Raw genomic sequence first — 23,189 nt, forward strand, 5'->3', positions numbered from 1 at the left:
AACCCTTTTGTGAGACGGCATTGTGCCAAATCCAGCCGGCGGATGGTATCGGATTTGATTTATTCTGGCAAAAATGCGATTCTTTGCGTTTGTTTTCGCACCGATTTTGAACACATGTCAGAAAAACACTTACGCTGCGGGGTCATCGGCACCGGCTATCTTGGTCGCTTTCATGCCCAGAAATACCAGTTACTCGAAAACGCGCACCTTGTCGCTGTCTGTGATACCGATGCCGCGGCCGTTGGACGCGTTGCTGAAGAACTTGGGGTCAGTGCCTTTACTGATATTCAAGCGCTCTTCGGAAAAGTAGACGCTGTGAGCATTGCCGCGACTACCAGGGCGCATTTCAGCATTGCCAAAGCCTGCCTTGAAGCCGGTATCCATGTACTCATCGAAAAGCCGATGACTACGACCGTTCAAGAAGCCGATACACTGATTGCGCTTGCCAGAGCACGTGGCCTCAAACTGCAGGTGGGCCATCTTGAGCGCTTTAACGCGGCACGCCTTGCGGTCGAGCCCTACCTTAAAAACCCACTTTTTATTGAATCGCAGCGCATTGCTCCCTTCACCCCACGGGGTACGGATGTCAATGTCATTCTTGATGTCATGATTCACGACATCGATATGATTCTTTCCATGGTCAAAAGCCCGGTGGCTCACATAGACGCTCAGGGCGCGCCCGTGCTGACAAACGACCCCGATATCGCCAGTGCCCGCCTGACTTTTGCCAATGGTGCGGTCGCCAACGTTACGGCGAGCCGTATCAGTTTCAAAACAGTGCGTAAGACACGTATTTTTCAGCCGGATTCTTATCTTTCCATCGATTTTCAAAACAAGCAGTTTGCGGTGTTTCATAAGGGCGAGGGCGAGATGTTTCCCGGCATCCCGGAAATTATCCGCCACGAGTCCGTGTTTGAAAAAGGCGATTCGCTGCTTGAGGAAATACGCGCCTTTACCCGCTGCATTCTTGATGACACAACACCGCTCGTTACCGGCGAGGATGGACGCGATGCACTCGCGACAGCGGAAACCATATCCCAGATGATTCGCAAAAATCTGGAAGCCCATGAGGCGCGTGCACGTGAAGCACATCGTACTGATAGCCGGTGAAGAATCGGGCGATGCCCACGCTGCAGCGCTGGTGCGCGCACTTTCGGGTAAAGGCGAATTCACCTTTACCGGCATTGGCGGCAAACACATGCAGGAAGCGGGTGTCACGCTGCTCAGTGATTTAGCGCGCCACGGGGTTACGGGTTTGACCGAAGTGCTGCGCCACGCCCGCACCATTCACAAGGCGTTTAGAAGCGTACAAAAATGGCTTCGCGAAAACCCGCCCGATTTGCTGATTCTCGTTGACTACCCGGGCTTTAACCTGCGACTGGCGCGCTTTGCCAAACACACACTTGGGCTTCGCATCCTTTACTACATCAGCCCGCAGATATGGGCCTGGAAGGCCGGGCGGCTCAAAACCATTCAGGCGTGTGTCGATCACATGGCCGTTATTCTGCCCTTTGAAAAAACGCTTTATGAAAGCGCCGGCGTGCCAGTCACCTATGTGGGTCATCCGCTCCTTGAGAAAGTCACACCCTGTGACACCCCGGAGGCAACGCGGCAATCCCTGGGCCTGCCGCTAAACGCTCCTCTTCTGGCACTCCTTCCGGGAAGCCGCATTCAGGAGGTGGAGCGCCACCTCCCGGTCATGCGCGATGCCTTTTTGCGACTGCGAAAGCGCTTTCCAGATTTGGAAGCCGTTATTCCGATAGCGCGAACGCTGGAGCGTTCGTTTGTGGAAGCGTTCTTTACGGATGCCACACTGCCGGTTCACTTTATAAACGGCGAAGCACTGGCAGTGGCGGGATGCAGTGACGCCATTGCCGTGGCTTCCGGCACCGCGTCCCTTGAATGCGCGCTTTTACAAAAGCCGATGTGCATCATCTATAAGGTGTCTCTGTTAACGAGCATGGTCGCCGCCAAAGTCATGCGTGTAAAATACCTGGGGCTCTGCAATCTGCTTGAAGGCGGCATGATAGTGCCGGAACTGCTGCAATACGACTGTAATGCACCCGCGCTCGCTGAGGTCCTCGGTACATTGCTTAAAGACCAAAGTGCGCGCGCGCGTATGGTGCAGCGACTTACCAGGATGCGCGAGCGCCTCACAACCGATAAGGCCGACAAAGGTTTACCGGAGCTGGTGTTAGAACTGCTTGAAGCGTGACACAACCCTTGTCATTCACATGCCGGCGGGAATCCATCCCGACACCGGCACGGTGCCAAATCAGGAATGGGTCCCCGCCTTCGCGGGGAGGACAGGCTGGGGGGTGCGCAGGCTTTTGGCGTGACACAACCCTTGTCATTTCCGCGCAGGCGCTGAGGAATCCATCCCGACACCGGCACAGTGTCAAATCAGGAATGGGTCCCCGCCTGCGCGGGGAGGACAGGCCGGGGGGTGCACGGGCTTTTGGCGTGATACAACCCTTGTCATTCCTGCGCAGGCGGAATCCATCCCGACACCGGCACGGTGCCAAATCAGGAATGGGTCCCCCTGCCTTCGCGGGACGACAGGCCGGGGGGTGCACGGGCTTTTGGCGTGACACAACCCTTGTGCCTTCGCGGGGACGACAAGGGTGGGACATCAAGTCTCACCGTCGATTGACAAATACGTCCTAAATATGTCCTAAATATGTACCAAATTGATTGAACCAAATCTTGACGGTCATCCCTTAAAAAGATATGATGGCCACAATTTTATCAATCTGTTCGGAGCGTTCGCTGATGTTCCCAATGAGCCGTAAAAAGTCATTTTTAGAAAATCTGAAAGAAATCCTGATATATACCTTTCCCGCTGATGGTCACGACCCAATTACCCATCGTTTGAACAATGAAACATATAGCCTCGAGCACCTTTCCAAAGAATACATTAAAGAGGGGGTGCAGGTAATCACTGCGGATAAAGAGCGAGCAGAGGCCTTTATACGCGACCCGCTTACCATCTACACCTCCGTGCTCGGACTGCCAAACCGCGCTGAAGAAAATACTCTGGAAACTTTGAATGGTAATGATACAGTTACCACCTTCACACAATCCGGCTGGAACCTGCTGCGCCGATTTACGGGTTACAGCAGGAGCGCGGAACTGTCTGCCAAAATCTTCATCGTGCCTTTTTTTACCCTGCTAAACCTTGCCGCCACGCCGTTTCGCTTCTTGACTCGTGTAGTAACACTCTTTACAGAGGTACTTCCCGCCATTCTGCTGATGCTGGTGCAAACAAAGGTATTTTCACCGCTTTGGAAAAAAACGAACGACCAGTACGATGAAGAAAATTACGCCAGCATGCTGGGCTACGGATTCTTGACAGCAGCGGCCCTGCCTTTGCTGGGCGCAAGTTACATAGTCTGGTTTTATGGACGCTGCGCCACATCACCGGTGCAGGCGGTCCGCGAATCATGGCACACCGGTAGCAAAAGTTATGGGTTTATCGGGGGAGTCGTACTCTCACTGCTCACCATCACAAACATCATGGCGCTTTACGCAGTGCTTGCACCGCTGACCGTCAAGTTCCTGTCGCTTCAGGTGCTGCCGTGGGTTGCAACCCATGCTCCTGCAGGAGCTGCCGGGCTTTTAAAACCCATCTTCACCACTCTCGGCCCCATTTTCAACGCTTTAGGAAAAGCCGGATTAGCCCTTGCAAGCCATTTCTCAGTGCTTTGCAACATCCCAGGCGTCACCGCCATCATGGCCGTAATGCCGGAAATGGTAGGAATTGGGTTTATCACCGGCATTCTCACCAGCACAGCCGGCCCCATCCTCGGGTACCTCGAAAACATTTTTGTAGAGAATTTCTGGTACCGTAAGCCTTTTGGTACAGCTCAGGAGTCTATTACTGATGTGGATGTTGATTATGAGAGTGAGTCTGACTTGAGACGTGATGATACTATTACTAATGATGAGTCACCTGCCAAACTTCGGTCGATACCGGGCGATAACTTCCACTACTCCCCTGGTGGAACGATGTTCGGTGCAGCTCACTCGCCAATCAGGTCAGACGCTGACAGTTCCTTAAAAGAATCTGTTTCACATAACTCGAATTCTGACAGCTCCAATGATTACGAATGGTCGACCAATGATGACTCTGATATAGAATCGGCCTTTAAGTAATAAAACCATTTCCCTGAACGCCGGGTCTCGCCCGGCGTTTTTTTTGATATACCCGCTGATTACATCCTCATCATGCCCCTGCGAGGTGATACTAGTTTATCAATAACGCTTGATGTAAAATAACCCTTGATGTGAAATGTTTTTTCATATCGAGTTTATGATATAAAATTAAGGTGATTTCGATGCAAAAAGATGATGAAAACGACACGCTGGTTGAGGAGACGTATTTAAGGATACGCGAATATCTCGCTGAAAAAGCTGAAAAAAAAGAGCCTACGGTTGATATGTACGATATGATTGTGCTTGAAAAAGGGAAAACACCCATCACTATCCATGTTAAATTATTAGATTTGCTCAAATCAACACTTCATTCGGCAAAACCGCGAATCCATGAGCCTCTTACGAATGAAGCGCTCGGTAGCAGCGAAGACCAACCATCGGCAGGTATTCATTATCAGAAGTAGTATCTGACGCTCGCTCTAAACGAATACCCGCTCTCAACGCCGGGTCTCATCCGGCGTTATTTTACACATCCGCTGATTGCCCCCTCATTCTTTGTATCGGTACAATGTACGTCATTATGTCCCTGCGTTGAGACGCTGGATTATCGATAAGGCTTGATGTACAATATTTTTTGCTGTCCGTGCAAAACGGATGAGCATTTGGAGCTTGTGATTTAACCAAAATAAGGAAGTTACGATGAATGCCGTTGAAACACCGAACATGCTGCACGCTGTCAAGCAGGAGCAGGGCCTGCAAGAGCTGGTGTATTCCCTGGTAACCCGATTTCTGGCTGAAAACAAAGGAAAAAACATTGTCGATTTATATGACATGATTCTTTCTGAAGTAGAGCCCCCGCTTTTGCAGGCTGTCATGGAAAAACGCCGTGGCAATCAGCTGCAGGCTGCAAGAATGCTGGGTATCAGCCGTGGTACCATTCGCAAAAAGCTGCAACGCTACTTCGGCACCCGCTATTTCCGTCTTACTGACGAGTAAATTGCATCCATGCGGCGGATATCCGCCGCATGTTTTCCCATCCACACCGCGGAAACGCAGGGGAGCCACCTGAACGATGGTCAAAAAATCATTGCATTCCCCGGATACTGTTTCTTCGCATCAAAGGTTTCTCCCCTGGATAGTCTGGGGGCTTGGTTGCCTCTTTTATTTCTACGAATTTTTACTACAGGTTTCGCCCGGCGTGATGAGCAATGAGCTCATGCGCGACTTTTCCGTTACGGGTCAGGCGCTTGGCATGCTTTCTGCCGTTTACTTTTATTCCTATGCCGCCATGCAGCTGCCGGGTGGCGTCCTCATGGACTATTACGGCCCTCACCGCCTCTTAACCCTTGCAACCTTTGTATGCGCCGTCAGTACCATTGCGTTTGGGCTGACAGAAAGTTACTTAATGGCCTGTCTCGCGCGCTTTATGGTGGGCTTTGGCTCGGCTTTCGCCGCTGTGGGCGCCATGAAGCTTGCCGCCAACTGGTTTCCGGCAAGCCGCTTTGCACTTCTTACAGGAATGATGGTGACGATTGGCATGCTGGGTGCCATCGGTGGTGAAACCCCGCTCGCACTCCTGATTGACGCGGTTGGCTGGCGCAGGAGCATGGTGTGGATGGGAAGTGCCGGACTTGGGCTGGCACTGCTCATATGGCTTATTGCCAAGGATGCGCCGAGCGCGCGCAAGGTAGTTCAACGCGCGGCTGGCGACCCGCCTCTGGCTGCAAGCCTTTTAAAACTCCTCAGTAACACCCAGCTCTGGCTTGTGGCCATTTACGGAGGACTGATGTACCTCGTTACACCAGTCTTTTGCGGGCTTTGGGGCGTGCAGTTTTTAATGTTTCGCATGCACATTCCCAAAACCGCAGCGGCGGGTGCTGTTTCGCTCGTTTTTGTGGGATGGGCCATTGCCGCACCACTTTGGGGGGCTTTTTCGAACCACATCGGGCGGCGAAAACCCCCTCTCTGGATTGGCAACATCGGCGCGCTCATCTGCTGCCTGCTGTTTATTTACGCACCCATTGAATCGCTGTTTCTGATACAGTGCCTCCTGCTCTTTTTCGGCATTTTTTCCGCGGGCTTTCTGCCATCGTTTGCGCTTGCCAAAGAACTGTGCGACCGCCGCTATGTCGCAACCGGACTCAGTTTCATGAACATGATGAACATGCTCGGCATCGCTCTCGTGCAACCCCTCACCGGTTTTGTGCTTGATGCCCTCTGGACCGGCGAAATGTTGGACGGGGTCCGGGTCTATCCACTTTCTGCCTACCACATGGCACTTTCGCTGCTGCCGCTTGGCATGATGGTTTCTCTCCTGATTCTCCCACGCATTCACGAAACCCACTGCCACCAGGTGGAGCATTCTTAGGGCATGTCCTCATTCTATTGACTATTTGTGTATCAGAGAAACCAGACAGATGCCATAAAACCAGACTTCTGCTACAATGCGCGCACCGGGCGAGCCTCCAGTTTTTCAAGGTACAACCATGAGTAAAAAGCTTTACATCAAAACCAGCGGATGCCAGATGAACGAATACGACTCCTCCAAAATGGCGGATGTCCTTCTCGCGTCCCACGGCTATGAAAAAACCGATGTTCTGGAAGATGCACAGGTCATTTTACTGAACACCTGCTCCATTCGTGAAAAAGCTGAAGAAAAGGTGTTTTCACAGCTTGGGCAATGGCGCGAATTCAAAGCCCTGCATCCCGATACGATTATTGGCGTTGGCGGTTGTGTCGCAAGCCAGGAGGGTGACGGTATTTTAAAACGCGCGCCGTGGGTCGACCTTGTTTTTGGTCCCCAGACGCTGCACCGTCTGCCGGAAATGCTGGATGAGCGCCTTAAAAGCAAAAAACCGGTCGTGGATATCTCTTTCCCTGAAATTGAAAAATTTGACCGCCTGCCAGAACCGCGCGCCGAGGGGCCTTCGGCGTATGTTTCCATCATGGAAGGCTGCAGCAAATATTGCAGTTATTGCGTAGTACCGTATACCCGCGGCGAGGAAATCAGCCGTCCCTTTGATGATGTGCTGGCTGAATGTTACGCACTGTCGCTGCAGGGCGTGCGTGAGATTCATCTGCTTGGGCAAAACGTTAACGACTACCGTGGACTCATGGAAAACGGCGACATTGCCGATCTTGCCCTGCTTATACGCTATCTTGCGGCAATTGACGGCATTGGCCGTATCCGCTACACCACTTCACACCCGCTCGCGTTTTCTGACAACCTGATTGCAGCGCATGCAGAGGTGCCAGAGCTTGCCAATCATCTGCACCTGCCGGTGCAAAGTGGCTCGGACCGCATTCTCGCACTCATGAAACGTGGATATACGGTGCTCGAATACAAATCAAAAATCAGAAAACTGCGCAAGGTGCGCCCGGATATTCGCCTCTCTACGGATATTATTGTCGGCTTTCCTGGCGAAACCGACAAAGACTTTGAAGACACTCTGGCGCTGGTTGCCGAAATTGGTTACGACACCTCTTTCAGTTTTATTTTCAGCGCACGTCCGGGAACGCCGGCGGCCAATCTCGCCGATGACACCCCGATGGAGGTCAAAAAAGAACGCCTGGCACGCCTGCAGGCCCTGCTTGCCAGTCAGGCAGCACAATACAGCAAGGCGCTGGAAGGTACTGAGCAGCGCATTCTGGTAACCGGTGCCTCGAAAAAATCACCGCACCAGATGTCGGGGCGTACCGAATGTAACCGGGTTGTCAATTTTGATGCCCCAGCGCACCTGATTGGGCATTTTGCAACGGTACATATCACTGAATCGCTGCCAAATTCGTTGCGCGCACGCCTCGTTTCTGCTGAACTGAGCCATGCCTGAGACTGAGCTTATCACACGCACAGTACCGCTTGAGGCCTGTAACGCGCGGCTTGATGTTACCCTTGCCGCGATGTTTCCTGAGTTCTCGCGTGCGCGCCTCGTGCAGTGGCTGCAGGAGGGGCATATCCTTGTAGACGGAAACGTGTGCAAGCCGCGTTTTAAACTGCATGGCGGCGAGTGCGTCAGCTTTCAAAGACCGGTCAGCATCATGGCAGATACGCTTCCTGAAGCGCAGGACATTGCGCTGGATATCGTGTATGAAGACGACGAGGTGCTCGTCATTAATAAACCGGCGGGGCTTGTCGTGCATCCTGGTGCCGGGAATCCCAGAGATACCCTGCTAAATGCCCTGCTGCATTACGCGCCAGCGCTTTCTGAACTGCCACGAGGCGGTATTGTTCACCGTCTTGACAAGGACACCACCGGACTCATGGTGGTGGCGAAAACACTGGAAGCGCAGACAAGCCTTGTGCGTCAGCTTGAAGCGCGCGTGGTGGAACGGCGCTATCTGGCACTGGTGCATGGTCATGTTACCGGCGGTGGCATGCTCGAAACCGGCTATGGCCGCCATCCACGTCAGCGTTTGAAAATGGCCGTCCTTCAGGGCGGAAAAGTGGCCATCACCCACTATCGGCTGCGCGCGCATTTTCCCGGCTGCAGCCTCCTTGATGTCCACCTGAAAACCGGTCGCACCCACCAGATTCGGGTTCACATGAGTCATCTGCACCACCCGCTTATCGGCGACTCGCTCTATGGCAGCCGGCGCATCGCAAAGCTTGATGACGCGAGCCTGCGTCAGGCGCTGACTGAATTTCCGCGTCAGGCACTTCATGCCGCAACACTTGCATTTACGCACCCGACCCGGGGAGATATCTTGACATGTGAAGCACCTCTGCCACAAGATTTTGCTTCTCTTCTGGAATTGCTTGGAAGCACTGATGAACCTGATTTTTGCTGAATGGCCAGCGCCTGCGAACATACGCGCACTGACAACCACCCGTGATGGCGGCGTGAGCGAAGCCCCTTTTGACAGCCTGAACCTCGGTCTGCACGTCAGCGACCATCCCGAGCATGTTCAGGCAAACCGGCTCCTGCTGCAAAAAAAGCTGTCACTCTCCGAGGAACCTGTCTGGCTGAATCAGACCCACTCCGTGCGATGCATTGATGTAGACCATGATGCGTCGCGTGATGGTGATGCGGCCATCACCCGTGATTCCCAAAAAACACTTGCCATTCTGACCGCTGACTGCCTGCCGGTGGTTTTTTGCACCATTGACGGAAGCGTACTGGGTGCGGCACATGCCGGCTGGCGCGGGCTTGCCGGTGGCGTGCTTGAAAATACGGTTGCCATGATGAAGGCGCGTACGTCTGACATACTGGCCTGGATTGGGCCCGGAATCTGCGGGCGCTGCTATGAGACCGGGCAGAACGTGCGTGAAACGTTTGAGACACGCTACCCCTTTTCAGCGTCTGCGTTTACTCCAGCCGAACGCGCGGGTCACTGTTATGCCGACCTCGCCGCCATTGCTGAGGGCATTCTGAAAAACCTTAGGCTTCAGGGGGTCTTCCAGAGCAATATGTGCACATATGAGTGCAAAAATTCTCTCTTTTCCTATCGCCGCAGCGCACAAACAGGTAGAATAGCAACCCTGATAGGGTTTCAACCAGGATTATCCACATGATGAATCGCGTGTCTAAAGCTCTGAGCATTATTTTTCTGTCCTTTCTGTCCATGACCGGCATGGCTGCCGAGGACGCCAATCAAATACCCACCCTTGCCCCGGTACTGAAGCAGGTCATGCCGGCGATTGTTAACATCGCGGTGCAGGGGGTCATGCCCGGAATTCCATCTGCCGCTGAGGAAGATGAAGCGCCCGCGAACCCTAATCAACGCATGGTGCCCGAGAAGCCGCGTAAGTTTCAAACAATTGGCTCAGGCGTGATTATCGACCCTAAAAACGGCGTTATCATCACGAACGATCACGTGGTTCGCAACGCCACCCTCATCACAGTCACCCTGCAGGATGGCCGTCGTCTCAAGGCGCGCGTGCTGGGCAGCGACAGTGAAACCGACCTCGCGGTGTTGAAAGTCGAGGCAAAAAATCTTAAAAGCCTGCCGGTTGGAGATTCTGACAAGGCCGAAGTGGGTGATTTTGTGGTCGCCATCGGTAACCCGTTTGGCCTCAACAGCTATGGCAACAGCCAGTCGGCAACCTTTGGCATCATCAGCGCGCTGAAGCGCAGCGACCTTAATATTGAAGGCGTTGAAAACTTCATCCAGACCGATGCGGCCATTAACCCCGGCAACTCTGGCGGCGCGCTCGTGAATGCACGCGGCGAACTGATTGGTATTAATACTGCCATTATTTCACCCTATGGCGGCAACGTCGGTATTGCTTTTGCCATTCCCATTAACATGGCGCGCGATGTGGTGCAGCAAATTTTGAAATTCGGTTCCATACATCGAGGGCTGATGGGCATTTTCGTGCAACACCTTACGCCTGAACTGGCACAGGCAATGGGCTACTCTGAAGACTTTCAGGGTGCTCTGGTGGCACAGGTTAACCCAAATTCTCCTGCTGAAAAGGCCGGACTGAAACCAGGGGACGTGATTGTTCAAATCAACGATACCAAAATCACTCAGGCCACTCAGGTGAAAACCACTATCAGCCTGTTGCGTGTCGGAACAGATGCGAAAATTCAGATTCGCCGTGACGGCAACCCGATGACGCTCACAGCGGTTGTCACTGATGCTCGCAAGCAGGAGCAGGCGCTGCAGAATGAGAACCCCTTCCTTTACGGGCTTGGGCTTCGTAATTTTGAGCAGGATTCTCCCTTGCACGGCCACGTCAGTGGTGCGCAGGTAGTAGCGGCTAACGAAAACAGTGCGGGATGGCGCGCAGGCCTGCGTCCTGGCGATATCATCGTTTCTGCGAATAAAAAGCCTACGCCAAACGTAAACACGCTTCAATCTGCAGCGCGTGACAGTAAATCACAAATGCTCGTACAGGTCCTGCGTGGCCCGGGAGCACTGTATGTGTTAATCATCTAGCCTTAATGTTTGCCGGGCTAACGATGCTTAGCCCGGCATGCGTTATAAATCCCTCTCTATAAATAACTGTCATACCCACAAATAACTTTCATACCCGCGCAGGCGGGCAACCATCTATCAGAATAACCCTATTCCAGGGTCAAGCCAATCTCGGTTGTTTTGAGGTTTTACAAGGCAAAATCATGCCTTGAGCTATAGATAACCACTTCGGTATTAAATTATTTAGTCCCGACGCTGGCATAGCGAAAAAATCTGTCATGCCCGCAAGTATCTGTCATGCCCGCGCAGGCGGGCAACCATTTTGCAAATAACGGTGAAATAAGTCGTGATAACCGGTGACTATAGAACAGAGTCATACAATCTTGATAAATACAAGGAGGTTTTATGACTTGGATTTTTTTGGATCAAACGCTCAGCCAGCATACAAAAAAGCGATATATAAGCACTATGAAAATTCGATTTTCTATGCCATAGCCTGCTTGCATCTTAACATTTATAATATTTTTGCTGATAGCCATGGATTAACGTACGGATAAAATACATGGCAGCAGATACGTGTTTTAGCACCAACCAGGATGGAAAATGGAAGAAAAACAATATTATGTTTACATATTACCAGTAAAAAATATGGCACCCTCTATACAGGCATAACCAGCAATCTTGTGCAACGAATTTGGCAGCATAAGGAAGGCCTGGCTGAAGGATTCACAAAAAAATACAATGTTCATCACCTTGTTTATTACGAAATTCACAATGATGCTTATCAGGCAATAACCAGAGAAAAACGCATCAAAAAATGGAATCGTCAGTGGAAAATAAACTTTATTGATCAAAACAACCCAGATTGGCTTGATTTTGGAATAGGGTTATTCTGATAGATGGTTGCCCGCCTGCGCGGGCATGACAGTTACTTGTGGGCATGACAGATTTTTTCGCTATGCCAGCGCCGGAACTAAATAAATACCGAAGTGGTTATCTATAGCTCAAGGCATGATTTTGCTCGGTAAACCCTTTAAAACCTCAAAACAACCGAGATTGGCTTAATCCTGGAATAGGGTTATTCTGATAGATGGTTGCCCGCCTGCGCGGGCATGACAGATATTTGCGGGCATGACAGTTACTTGTGGGGATGTCAGATTTTTTCGTTATACCTGCACCGGGACTAAATAAATACCGAAGTGGTTATCTATAGCTCAAGGTATGATTTTGCTCTGCAAACCCTTTAAAACCTCTTGACAACAAGTAACGTTAACGCGAAAATGGCGCCTCTTGTGGCTATGTAGCTCAGCCGGTTAGAGCGCGGCACTCATAATGCTGAGGTCGGTGGTTCGAGTCCACCCATAGCCACCACTCCTTTTCCCCCAAGGCTCTTCAAATCGCACTTTACCTCCTCTAAATACGTTATTTTTAGAATTTAGGGCTATGGCCTTCGTTAAATTTTCGTTATCATGGATGGATTGTCAAAAGGATGGTTGCTGCATGCGAATTATTGCCTTAATCTGCCTGGCTCTGCTGGGATGCGCTAATGCTTATGCGCGCCCGGTAAGCATGCGTACCATCACTGAAAATAACAAAACCGCTTATATCATTGAGGCTGGGGCCTTTAGGCACCAGTCCAACGCCAATGCTTTTCGTGAAGAGCTTTCTGCATGGGTAAAAGCCCCGGTGTCAGTTGAACAGCCGGAAATAAACGGTCTTTATTTTGTGCGTATTGGGCCTGTTACCGAGCTCGAACAGGCGAAAAGCCTGCAGGAACGCCTGACCAAAAAGGCACCCATGGCGCCAAAATTTCTTGAATCCTCCACAGCTCTCAACGGAAAGTCTATCCCTCCTGCTATTCGCCCTGCCGCACCAGCAGCTGATTCCGCATTTGAAGGGGTTACCCCCTCCTCTGTTAATAACGAATCCAGCGAAGATACAGCCGATGACGCTGGCCGATTGTGGAACCTTCGCAATGCGGATATCCGCGCGGTCATCGCTGAAGTCTCCCGCATCACCGGAAAAAATTTCGTGATTGACCCAAGGGTACAGGGTAAGGTTTCGATAGTTTCCAGCACGCCCATGTCCGGGCGCGAGCTCTATCAGGTGTTTTTATCAACACTGCAGGTTTCGGGTTTTGCGGCTGTACCGAGCGGCCGGGTTATCAAAATTGTGCCGAACATGGAAGCGAAAACCATGTCACCCGACATGTTGTCGCAAATGCGTGAACACCCGCGCGGTGATGCCATGATGACCGAAGTGGTGCCGGTGCAGTACGTTCCGGCGGAGCAGCTGGTGCCGGTACTTCGACCGCTTATGCCGCAGTGGAGCAATGTCTCTGCCTATGCCCCTTCCAACATGCTGATTCTCTCAGGGCGCGCCAGTAACATCCGCCAGCTGTCGGAGATTATCCGCCAGGTGGATTCCTCTTCCGCAAACGGTATTGATGTGGTGCGACTGCACCATGCACTGGCAATGGACATTGCCAACACCCTGAAAGACCTCGTGAAGGCGCAGCCGGGAACTGGCGGACGCTCGCAGGTGATGCTGGCAGCCGATGATCGAAGTAATTCCATTCTCCTGAGTGGCAGTAAAACCGATAGGATTCGCCTGCGCATTCTTATCGCGCAGCTGGATAAAAATGACGGTGGCGTGTCGAACAGTACCACACAGGTAGTCTATCTCAGCTTTCTACGGGCGGAAGATTTAGTGCCCATTCTCGCCGGTATTGCGCAGGCAAATTTCAGCGGTGTTGTCGGTACCACCATCGGCACGATAACCACGCCGCAGCTTGACAGCACGAATCCCGCATCAAGCATCGCTAATAATAACCAGGGAGGCGGTTCCAACGCTGGCATGTCTTCTTCCGGAGCCTCTCAAGGGGGTGGTACCACTTCAGCGCCCTTTTCTGCCCTCGGTAACGGCTCCGGCAATACCACTGGCGTAAGCACCCAGAACGAAGGCTCCACCAAACCCACTATTCAGATTATTGCAGAGCCCAACACGAATTCGATTATTCTGAATGCACCGGCAACTCTGATTCGCACGCTTAAATCCGTTATCAGCCAGCTTGATATCCGTCCGGCACAGCTGTTAATTGAAGCGCTGGTGGCTGAAGTGGATGAAAGTGATGTCGTGAGCCTTGGTATTGAGTGGGGCACTAACTCGCAAACCGGAAAGGCCGCTGATTTCCGCCCGGGCTTTGCCATTATTAATTCAAAGACGGCGCTCAGTGATTTCCAGGCGCAAATTTACGCACTTGCGCGTGAGCGCAAGGCCAATATCCTCTCCACCCCCTCGGTCGTGGTGCTTGATAACCGCCAGGCGAAGATTCTTGTGGGTAAGCAGGTTTCAGTGGCCTCGACCTCTTATCCAAATAACGCCGGAGGTACGACCACTGCGAGCCCATTTACAACCTTTGACCGGGTGAACGTGGCGCTGCACCTTTATGTACGGCCGCAAATTACACGAGGCAAGGGCATTTCCCTGCAGATTGACCAGGGCAATGATACGCTTGACCCTCCCAATACCGTTATCACCGGCGATAATCCCACGTTTAAAATCAGCAGCATCGTCACTTCTGTGCATGTCGACAGTGGTGATGTCGTAGTGCTGGGAGGCCTCGCTCAAGACACTCTGGCGAATGATGACACTAACTTTCCGATACTTAGCGATATTCCGGGGCTCGGAAGACTGTTTCAACACAATATACGGGCACGGGAGAAAAAGGTCTTAATGGTCTTTATCCGCCCGGTCATCCTGCGTTCAGAAGCGGATGCGCTTGAAGTCTCAGGCGCGAAATATGCCCAGACACGTAATACACAGCTTGATTTTGTGAGAGAGCAAGTCTTTAATAAAAATAATAAAGATTCGGTGCTGCCAAACCTCGAGGATGCGAAGCTGCCAAGACCCTTTGGACCGCCCCCGCCGCAGCCTCCTGCAGGTTTGAAGCCGTTCTCGGTAACAAAATGACTAGCAAAGCACGCGCCCCGCTGCCATATCTGTTTGCCAAAAAGCACGGTGTGCTTATCACCATGACCAGTGACAATGAGGGCATTTTATACCATCTGCAAAAGCCTTCCATTGCGGCACTGGCGGAAGCACGGCGTGTGGTAGACGCCGAGCTACGCTTTGAGGAAGTTGATTCCACTGTTTTTCAGCAACATCTTGCGCAAACTTACCAGTCACAATCCTCGATTCTGGATGCCGCTGAGGGCATGGAGGGTGAAATTGACCTCTCCTCCATGGCAAACCAGCTGCCAGACAGCGAAGATTTGCTTGATACACAGGACGATGCGCCGATTATACGGCTCTTAAATGCCTTATTCACGCAGGCCATACGGCAGAAAGCCTCAGATATTCACATTGAAACCTACAAAGACCGCGTACTGGTTCGTAACCGCATTGATGGTGTGCTGCAGGAGGTTCTCGAAATTCAGCGTGGCGTGGCACCGCTCGTTATTTCACGTGTAAAAGTGATGGCGCGTCTTGATATTGCAGAAAAGCGCGTGCCTCAGGATGGGCGCATTGCGCTGCATGTTGGTGGACACAGTATTGACGTTCGGGTGTCGACCCTGCCTTCGACATGGGGCGAACGCATTGTAATGCGTATTCTCGACAAACAATCAGCTCAGCTCGATTTAAGCCTTTTGGGAATGCCGGAAGAGAATCTCAAAGGCATGCGCCGGATGATTGCCGAACCGCATGGCATTATTCTTGTCACAGGTCCCACAGGGTCCGGTAAAACCACCTCTCTCTATGCCATGCTGACGGAGCTCAATGAAGTCAGTCGCAATATTCTGACCATTGAAGACCCCATTGAATACGACCTCCCGGGCATCGGCCAGACCCAGGTGAATACCAAGGTCAACATGACGTTTGCCAAGGGGCTTCGCGCCATTTTACGGCAAGACCCCGATGTCGTAATGATTGGGGAAATCCGTGATTTAGAGACCGCTGAAATTGCGGTACAGGCAAGCCTCACCGGTCACCTTGTACTCTCGACCCTGCACACCAACAGTGCGCTGGGCGCACTCACTCGCCTTCGAGACATGGGCGTCGAGTCTTTTCTGCTCTCCACCAGTATGGTCGGATTGATAGCTCAGCGGCTGGTTAGAAAACTCTGTGAGCACTGTAAGGTACCCTATACCCTCAGGCAGGATGAGTGCGAGTTGATGGGGCTTCCAGAAGGCACGGATATTTCAAAAGTCTGTGCGCCACACGGTTGCCCCCAGTGCACTGCCGGCTACCGCGGGCGTACCGGCATTTATGAGCTTATTCCCATTGATGAAACTCTGCGTGGCATGATTCATCGCAATGAGAGCCTGCAAACCATGGAAGCATGGCTGCGCCCTCATCACCCCTCTATTCGTGAGGATGGATTCAAGCGCGTTTTAGCAGGCGATACCTCTCTTGCGGAAATTTTGCGCGTTACCACTCAGATGTGAAACGCGTCTCCCTCAAAGACCTCGAGCTTGCCCGTTACATCGCCAACTAATTCTGGATGGTGCACCATATCGAGTATTCGCACGACGGGGGTTTTAAAATCCAGACGCTTCATATCAACCCAGAGCAGGTTCTGTGTTTTGCTGGCCTGAAAATAATACACACGCTTTCGTAAATCAGAGACAATGCGCCAGATAGACTGTGTTTCATCGATGCGGGTATAGGGATAGGCAACGTTGTTCAGGATGGCCAGCACTTCAACGAGCCTTTGCGATGCCCGAGTGTAATCCGGCAGGACCTTTGCATAAAAGTTCGCGCGCACAAAACGGCTTTTGGCGTCAAAGCGCCCAGGAAGGTGCCGTGTTCCACCAAAACCCTCATACTTTTTAAGGTGTGCAAGGTGCTGGTCATAGGTGGGTTCATTCGTGGCAACCCGGTATTGCGGGCCATGATAAATCTGGAGTGTGCCATTCACGTATTCAAGGATGGCAGAATCCCCGGTGGCATCGTCAATGACGAGATGCATTTTCCCCCACTGCTGTGTCGCCTCATGAAAATAGGGGGTCACCTGAATGGAAGAGGCCTTGGAAAAACGCACGGCTTCTTCGACGGTTTTAAAGTTATCAAGGTAATAAAGCAGCCACAGCGTCAGTGACAGGCCGGGTCGCTTTGAGTCGCGCACACCATAGTCCGCATCCTCAAGCCATAAGAGGTGAGCCGCAAATCCGGCTTCGTTCAAACCATCGGTAATAAAATTTTCATAACCGGTAGCCACGACACTGCCGTATTTAGACGACCAGCGCACCCAGTTACCATTAGGATCGTTTTCACGCTCGCCCCCATCGTGCGGCATCTGACGAGGCAGCACGAGGAGGTTCGTGTGCATGTCTTCTTCCCAGTCCATGCTGCGTCCCACCATGACAGAATCATGTGCGACATCGTTGATTAACACACGGGAACAGGAAAAGGCCTGTGAAACGAGCACAACACCTAAAAAGCCTCCTGCAATCCCAGCAATCCATTGCTTCTTCAACATCCTGCTCTCCCTGATTAAGTGCGTAATAGTTCGATTTTTCTGCGCCAGGTGGTGCCATTGACGCCGTCTTCAATCTCAATGCCATCTGCCAGCAATTGTTGACGAATGGCATCCGCGCGCGCCCAGTCTTTGTTCTGGCGAGCAGCTGTTCGCTCGGCAATCAGTGTTTCAATAGCCTCGGCACCCTCTTCGCCCACTCCGTTACGTAAAAAAGACTCCGCAGGCTCATTAAAAAGCCCCAGCACGCCGCCGAGGTGTTTGAGGGTGAAAGCGAGTTTCGCATCCTCTGACCTGTTAACGGCATGGCTCAAATCAAAAAGCACCGAAAGCGCCACCGGCGCATTAAAATCGTCCTGCATGGCTGAGCGGAATCGCTCGACCCACTCTGCATCCGGCGTAAGCTCCTGGTCATCCATGTAACGCAGAGTCTGGTACAGGCGAGTCAGCCCCTTTTGCGCCATGAGCAGGTTATCTTCGGTATAGTTCAACGGGCTTCGATAATGATTGCTCAGAAGAAAATAGCGTATCACCTCAGGATGATGTTTGGCCAGAACATCCTTAATGGTGTAAAAGTTACCAAGTGACTTCGACATTTTTTCATTGTTAACCTGCAGCATGCCGGCATGCAGCCAGTAACGCGCAAAGGGTACGCCGGTTGCGCCCTCGCTTTGTGCGATTTCATTTTCGTGGTGCGGAAATTGTAAATCAAGGCCGCCGCCGTGAATGTCAAAGGTTTCACCCAGGGAATCCATCGCCATGGCAGAACACTCAATGTGCCAGCCTGGTCGACCTTCTCCCCAGGGCGACTCCCATGCGGGTTCTCCTGGCTTTGAGCGCTTCCAGAGCACAAAATCCAGTGGCGAGCGTTTTTCACGCACGACCCCAATCCGAGCCCCCGCTTCAAGACCTTCGAGGTCTTTATTGGATAATTTGCCATACCCCTCAAAGCGCGCCACTTCATAGCACACATCGCCATTGTCGCTCACATACGCAAGATTACGCTCAAAAAGGCGCTCAATCAGACGGATAATTCCCGGAATATGCGCCGTTGCTCGCGGCTCGCTGTCAGGCGGCAACAGATAAAGTGCGGCGAAATCATTATGCATGGCTTTAATGCAGGTGTCGGTCAACACCTCAATGCCAATTCCCCGCTCATTAGCGCGCGCAATAATTTTATCGTCAATATCGGTGATGTTACGCACATAGCGCACCTGAAATCCTTCGAAGCGCAGAAAACGCACCACCACATCAAAAACAACGTTCGAGCGGGCATGCCCAAGATGACAGTCATCATAGACCGTAATACCACAGACATACATCCCGACCTTTCCGGGCTCACTTGGAACAAATGGTTCCTGTTTACGGGTCAGTGTGTTGTAAACCGTTATCATGGGTTACCCCCCTGCCCCCAGGTATCGCGCAGACCGACAACGCGGTGAAAGCGCGTCACAACGCCGTTTTCTGTCGTGTTAACACAATAATATCCGCTGCGCTCAAACTGAAATACCGCACCTTCTGGCTGACTCATGAGCGAAGGTTCACAAAGCCCCTGGTGTCTGGTGAGGGAATTGTGATTCAAAAACTGCAGAAAATCTTCCTCTCGCGCTGGATTTTCATCGAGAAACAACCGGTCATATTCAAGAATTTCAACAGGATACGCATGCATCGCCGATACCCAGTGAATCACGCCTTTCACTTTACGCCCCTCGGGGTTACGCCCAAGCGTCGCTGTATCAAGCTCGCCCTTCAGCATCAGCACGTTGCCATTGTCATCACGCACGACATCCGTGCATTTAAGCACCCACGCATGCCTCAATCGCACTTCAGAACCAACCGTGAGGCGAAAATAATTTTTCGGCGGATTTTCCATGAAATCTGAACGTTCGATATAAATTTCACGGGTGAAAGGAATTTTGCGATAACCGGCCTCATGGTGCTCAGGATCATTCCACACCTGAAGATATTCAACCGCATCTTCCGGGAAATTTTCCACAACGACCTTAAGCGGGTCCTGCACACACATCGCCCGCGGAGCGGTACGGTTCAGCACATTGCGCACACAACCTTCAAAAACTGACATGTCAATCACAGAGTCACTGCGCGAGAGACCTATTTCTTCGCAGAACTGGCGAATCGCCTCTGCCGGATACCCGCGCTTTCGCATGCCGCGAAGAGTTGGAAGGCGCGGGTCATCCCAGCCTTCTACAATGCGGTCTTCAACGAGTTTTCGCAGCTTGCGCTTGCTCGTAATGGTGTGCGAAAGATTAAGGCGCGCGAACTCCGTCTGCACAGGCTTTGCCGGAACTGGCAGGTGTTCGATAAACCAGTCGTAGAGCGGACGGTGATCTTGAAATTCAAGGGTGCAGAGCGAGTGGGTAATGTGCTCAAGCGCGTCAGATATCGGATGTGCGTAATCATACATCGGGTAAATGCACCAGGTATCGCCGGTGCGCTGATGCGTTGCGTGGCGGATACGATAAAGCACCGGATCGCGCAGGTTCACGTTGCCGGCCGACATGTCAATGCGTGCGCGCAGCACTCGCGAGCCATCAGGAAACTCGCCGTTTTTCATGCGCTCAAAAAGCGCGAGACTTTCTTCTACAGGCCGGTTTCGCCAGGGACTTTCACGTCCAGGCTGTGTAAGCGTGCCACGGGTTTCGCGAATTTCTTCCATGCTCTGGTCATCCACATAAGCGAGACCCTTTTGAATCAGAATTTTCGCAAAATCATAAAGCGCCTGATAATAGTCTGAAGAATGGGTCATCCCGCACCATTCAAACCCAAGCCAGCGCACGTCTTCGATAATGGCGTTGACGTATTCCTCTTCTTCCGCAAGCGGATTGGTATCGTCAAAACGCAAGAAGCAGCGCCCGCCAAATTCTTCGGCAAGGCCAAAATTCAGGCAAATGGATTTGGCGTGTCCCACGTGCAGATAGCCATTAGGCTCTGGCGGAAAACGCGTAACTATGGCGGTATGTTTACCACTTTCGAGGTCGTCGCGTACGAGCTGTCGGATAAAGTGGGTTCGCTTTTCAGTGGTTTCCTGCATGGTTTTTCCCGTGTTTGTTCATTGCATCCCGCATCGCGCCAATAAGGGCTGCTCCTGCGGGTATGGGGTTATTACCTGTATGGTGCGCCTGCTCAAGACAGGCTATCAGAGCGGCTCCAACCACCACTCCATCAGCAAACGCCCCCACCTGTGCTGCAAGCTCCGGTGTTTTAATACCAAATCCTGCAAAAAGCGGCAGCGTTGTCTGCGATTTTCGCAGTCTCCAGGTGCTTTCCAGCACCTGCATGTTCAGGCTGTCAGAGCCTGTAACGCCCTTCAGAGAAACGAGGTAAAGATAGCTGCGTGCAAACTTTGTCAAAGCCTGCATGCGTGCCGCACTGGTGGTTGGTGAGCAGAGGTAAATGGCGCTAAGCCCGCTCGCATCCCAAAGTGGTGAGACATCCGCACTTTCTTCAGGCGGTAAATCAACAATAATCGTACCATCAACCCCTGCCGCAGCCGCATCACGGGCAAAACGGGCATAGCCGTATTGTTCTATGGGATTGACATACCCCATGAGTATCACGGGGGTTGTGCAGTCTTTGGTGCGAAAAAGGCGCACACAGTCAAGCACCGTCTCACAGGTGGTTTTTGCGGCCAGTGCACGCTCCATGGCCGCTTGAATCACGGGCCCTTCTGCCATCGGGTCAGAAAAGGGAATGCCAAGTTCAAGAATATCCGCTCCTTTCTCGACAAGCGCGTGCATGAGCGCAACGGTATCGCCGTTGACCGGGTCGCCTGCGGTAATATAAGGACTTAAGAGCGTTCGCCCGGCTTTTTGAGCGTCTTTTAGGGTTATATCAATTCGATTCATGCGCCCGTCTCCCCGTGATTCGACTGTGCTTCCATTGCAGCGGCCACCGTGTGCATGTCCTTATCGCCGCGGCCTGAAAGGTTCACAACAATATCTTTTGAAGCGGGCATTGAGGCTGCAAGTTTCATGGCATACGCCACGGCGTGACTCGACTCAAGTGCCGGGATAATGCCCTCAAGACGCGTTAATTGATGAAAGGCATCCAGTGCCTCGTTGTCGGTAATCGGCACATAAGTCGCGCGTCCCGTGGATTTAAGCCACGCGTGTTCCGGGCCCACGCCCGGGTAATCAAGACCTGCTGAAATGGAATGGGTATCCATAATCTGGCCATCGTCATCACAGAGTAGATAAGTACGGTTGCCGTGCAGCACACCAGGTTTTCCGGCAATAAGTGACGCAGCATGCGCGCCGGTTTCTATGCCTCTACCGGCCGCCTCAACCCCATAAATGGCGACCTCTAAATCCTTGATAAAGGGATAAAATAAACCAATGGCATTAGAACCACCGCCCACACAGGCAACCAGTGCATCAGGCATTTTGCCGGTTTTTTCGAGCATCTGTGCGCGCACTTCTTCACCAATAATGGCCTGTAAATCACGCACCATGCGCGGATACGGATGTGGGCCTGCCACCGTTCCAATGATGTAGAACGTGTTATCCACATTGGTGACCCAGTCGCGCATGGCTTCGTTAAGGGCATCCTTAAGCGTCTGCGAACCTGCCGTAACCGGAACCACGGTCGCCCCGAGCATCTGCATGCGCGCGACATTGCTCGACTGGCGGGCAATGTCCACGGCCCCCATGTACACAACGCATTCAAGCCCCAGTTTTGCCGCCATCGTCGCTGTTGCCACGCCATGCTGACCGGCACCGGTTTCAGCAATCACCCGGGGTTTGCCAAGGCGTTTTGCGAGCAGAGCCTGACCTGCGGTGTTGTTGATTTTATGTGCGCCTGTGTGGTTTAAATCTTCACGCTTGAGCCAGATTCGAGCCCCTTTTGATACCGCTGTAAGCCGTTCGGCCAGATAAAGCGGCGAAGGACGGCCGACAAAATCGCGAAGAATCGTGCGCAGTTCTTCCTGAAAATCGGGAAGATTGCGATAAGTGTCCCAGGCTTCCCTGAGTGTCTCGAGTGCGCTCGCCAGGGTATCTGCCACGAACATTCCGCCAAAAGGGCCAAAATGGCCGTGCGCATCGGGCAATTCTTCAGAAGACATCATGCACCCCACATTGTTTTGACAAATTCCTGCATTTTAACAGGGCTCTTCACGCCTTTTGATGCTTCAATCCCGCTGCAGACATCCACCGCAAATGGCGCACACACGCGAATGCCCTCCTGAACGTTTTGAGCGGTTAATCCACCTGCGAGAATCAGGGGTTTTGGCAGAGTTCGAGGCACTGCCCCCCAGTCAAAAGCAAGCCCGCTCCCCCCGCGCAGAGCGGATGGAGTATCGATCAGCAGGGCGCATGCAGACGGATAGCGCCTGGCCTCTTCAAGAATTTCGACGGCCGAAGTTGCCGCAAGCGTTTTGATAAACGGACGGTTAAACTGGCGGCAAAAGCTGTCCGATTCCTCACCATGAAACTGTAAAAACTGAACGTTTACTGTTTGTAACAGGCGTTCAACAAAAGCTGCCAGAGGATTCACAAGGACTGCAACTACACTGGCAAAAGGCGGCAGATTATCCAAAAGCGCCTCTGCATCCTCAATGCTCACCGCACGCGGACTTTCGGGGTGGAAAATCAAGCCAATGGCATCGACACCCAGTGACACAGCCGCATCGATGTCTTCGCGCCGCGTCATCCCGCACATTTTAAGGCGAACTCGC

19 protein-coding genes and 1 tRNA gene are annotated in these 23,189 nt (G+C 52.3%); 14 read left to right on the plus strand and 6 right to left on the minus strand.

What is annotated here, in order from left to right; translation table 11 throughout:
- Positions 1-114 precede the first annotated feature (114 nt).
- From E4T54_RS01810 to lspE, 14 genes are all read left to right on the plus strand, one after another.
- Positions 115-1,110 (plus strand): Gfo/Idh/MocA family protein, encoded by a 996-nt coding sequence (locus E4T54_RS01810; RefSeq protein ID WP_051550895.1) that lies wholly within the window; start codon positions 115-117, stop codon positions 1,108-1,110.
- The gene (gene lpxB, locus E4T54_RS01815) at positions 1,067-2,215 is read left to right on the plus strand and encodes a lipid-A-disaccharide synthase (RefSeq protein WP_028386366.1); all 1,149 of its coding nucleotides are present in this window, start codon (positions 1,067-1,069) and stop codon (positions 2,213-2,215) included. The genes E4T54_RS01810 and lpxB overlap by 44 nt, the downstream gene beginning before the upstream one ends.
- Before the next feature lie 566 nt (positions 2,216-2,781).
- Complete coding sequence (locus E4T54_RS01820) at positions 2,782-4,155, plus strand: hypothetical protein (RefSeq protein ID WP_028386367.1); 1,374 nt, start codon at positions 2,782-2,784, stop codon at positions 4,153-4,155.
- A 182-nt stretch (positions 4,156-4,337) separates the two neighbouring features.
- Positions 4,338-4,619: a hypothetical protein gene (locus E4T54_RS01825; RefSeq protein WP_028386368.1), complete on the plus strand. Its 282-nt coding sequence runs from the start codon at positions 4,338-4,340 to the stop codon at positions 4,617-4,619.
- Between the two features lie 235 nt (positions 4,620-4,854).
- A complete protein-coding gene (locus E4T54_RS01830; protein WP_028386369.1) occupies positions 4,855-5,151 on the plus strand; it encodes a helix-turn-helix domain-containing protein in 297 nt (98 codons plus the stop codon).
- 76 nt (positions 5,152-5,227) lie between these two features.
- On the plus strand, positions 5,228-6,523 hold the full coding sequence (locus E4T54_RS01835) for an MFS transporter (protein WP_028386370.1): 1,296 nt from the start codon (positions 5,228-5,230) through the stop codon (positions 6,521-6,523).
- Between the two features lie 118 nt (positions 6,524-6,641).
- Positions 6,642-7,985 carry a tRNA (N6-isopentenyl adenosine(37)-C2)-methylthiotransferase MiaB gene (gene miaB, locus E4T54_RS01840; protein WP_028386371.1) on the plus strand — a complete coding sequence of 448 codons (1,344 nt, stop codon included), beginning with the start codon at positions 6,642-6,644 and terminating at the stop codon, positions 7,983-7,985.
- Positions 7,978-8,943, plus strand: coding sequence for a 23S rRNA pseudouridine(1911/1915/1917) synthase RluD (gene rluD / locus E4T54_RS01845; protein WP_028386372.1), 966 nt, complete (start codon positions 7,978-7,980; stop codon positions 8,941-8,943). The genes miaB and rluD overlap by 8 nt, the downstream gene beginning before the upstream one ends.
- A complete protein-coding gene (pgeF, locus tag E4T54_RS01850) occupies positions 8,924-9,667 on the plus strand; it encodes a peptidoglycan editing factor PgeF (RefSeq protein ID WP_028386373.1) in 744 nt (247 codons plus the stop codon). Before rluD ends, pgeF begins: the two co-directional genes overlap by 20 nt.
- Positions 9,664-11,037, plus strand: coding sequence for a Do family serine endopeptidase (locus tag E4T54_RS01855; protein ID WP_028386374.1), 1,374 nt, complete (start codon positions 9,664-9,666; stop codon positions 11,035-11,037). Before pgeF ends, E4T54_RS01855 begins: the two co-directional genes overlap by 4 nt.
- Before the next feature lie 575 nt (positions 11,038-11,612).
- Positions 11,613-11,912: a GIY-YIG nuclease family protein gene (locus E4T54_RS01860; protein ID WP_115152820.1), complete on the plus strand. Its 300-nt coding sequence runs from the start codon at positions 11,613-11,615 to the stop codon at positions 11,910-11,912.
- Positions 11,913-12,310: 398 nt separating this feature from the next.
- Positions 12,311-12,387, plus strand: a tRNA-Met gene (locus tag E4T54_RS01865).
- Positions 12,388-12,516: 129 nt separating this feature from the next.
- A complete protein-coding gene (gene lspD / locus E4T54_RS01870; RefSeq protein WP_051550892.1) occupies positions 12,517-14,988 on the plus strand; it encodes a GspD family T2SS secretin variant LspD in 2,472 nt (823 codons plus the stop codon).
- A complete protein-coding gene (lspE, locus tag E4T54_RS01875; RefSeq protein ID WP_028386375.1) occupies positions 14,985-16,463 on the plus strand; it encodes a GspE family T2SS ATPase variant LspE in 1,479 nt (492 codons plus the stop codon). Before lspD ends, lspE begins: the two co-directional genes overlap by 4 nt.
- Here lspE and E4T54_RS01880 read toward each other — a convergent pair.
- From E4T54_RS01880 to E4T54_RS01905, 6 genes are read right to left on the minus strand one after another with little or no spacing between them, the layout of a single operon-like run.
- The gene (locus E4T54_RS01880) at positions 16,454-17,497 is read right to left on the minus strand and encodes a linear amide C-N hydrolase (protein ID WP_051550893.1); all 1,044 of its coding nucleotides are present in this window, start codon (positions 17,495-17,497) and stop codon (positions 16,454-16,456) included. The two genes, lspE and E4T54_RS01880, sit on opposite strands and share 10 nt — an antisense overlap.
- Positions 17,498-17,511: 14 nt before the next feature.
- Positions 17,512-18,888 carry a cysteine--tRNA ligase gene (gene cysS / locus E4T54_RS01885; RefSeq protein ID WP_028386377.1) on the minus strand — a complete coding sequence of 459 codons (1,377 nt, stop codon included), beginning with the start codon at positions 18,886-18,888 and terminating at the stop codon, positions 17,512-17,514.
- A complete protein-coding gene (locus E4T54_RS01890) occupies positions 18,885-20,546 on the minus strand; it encodes a glutamine--tRNA ligase/YqeY domain fusion protein (RefSeq protein WP_028386378.1) in 1,662 nt (553 codons plus the stop codon). The genes cysS and E4T54_RS01890 overlap by 4 nt, the downstream gene beginning before the upstream one ends.
- On the minus strand, positions 20,530-21,360 hold the full coding sequence (gene trpA, locus E4T54_RS01895; RefSeq protein WP_028386379.1) for a tryptophan synthase subunit alpha: 831 nt from the start codon (positions 21,358-21,360) through the stop codon (positions 20,530-20,532). Before trpA ends, E4T54_RS01890 begins: the two co-directional genes overlap by 17 nt.
- A complete protein-coding gene (trpB, locus tag E4T54_RS01900; RefSeq protein ID WP_028386380.1) occupies positions 21,357-22,577 on the minus strand; it encodes a tryptophan synthase subunit beta in 1,221 nt (406 codons plus the stop codon). Before trpB ends, trpA begins: the two co-directional genes overlap by 4 nt.
- The gene (locus E4T54_RS01905; RefSeq protein ID WP_028386381.1) at positions 22,577-23,173 is read right to left on the minus strand and encodes a phosphoribosylanthranilate isomerase; all 597 of its coding nucleotides are present in this window, start codon (positions 23,171-23,173) and stop codon (positions 22,577-22,579) included. The genes trpB and E4T54_RS01905 overlap by 1 nt, the downstream gene beginning before the upstream one ends.
- Positions 23,174-23,189: the final 16 nt, after the last annotated feature.

Source organism: Legionella geestiana (genome assembly GCF_004571195.1).
In the GTDB taxonomy this organism is placed as follows: Bacteria; Pseudomonadota; Gammaproteobacteria; order Legionellales; family Legionellaceae; genus Legionella_B; species Legionella_B geestiana.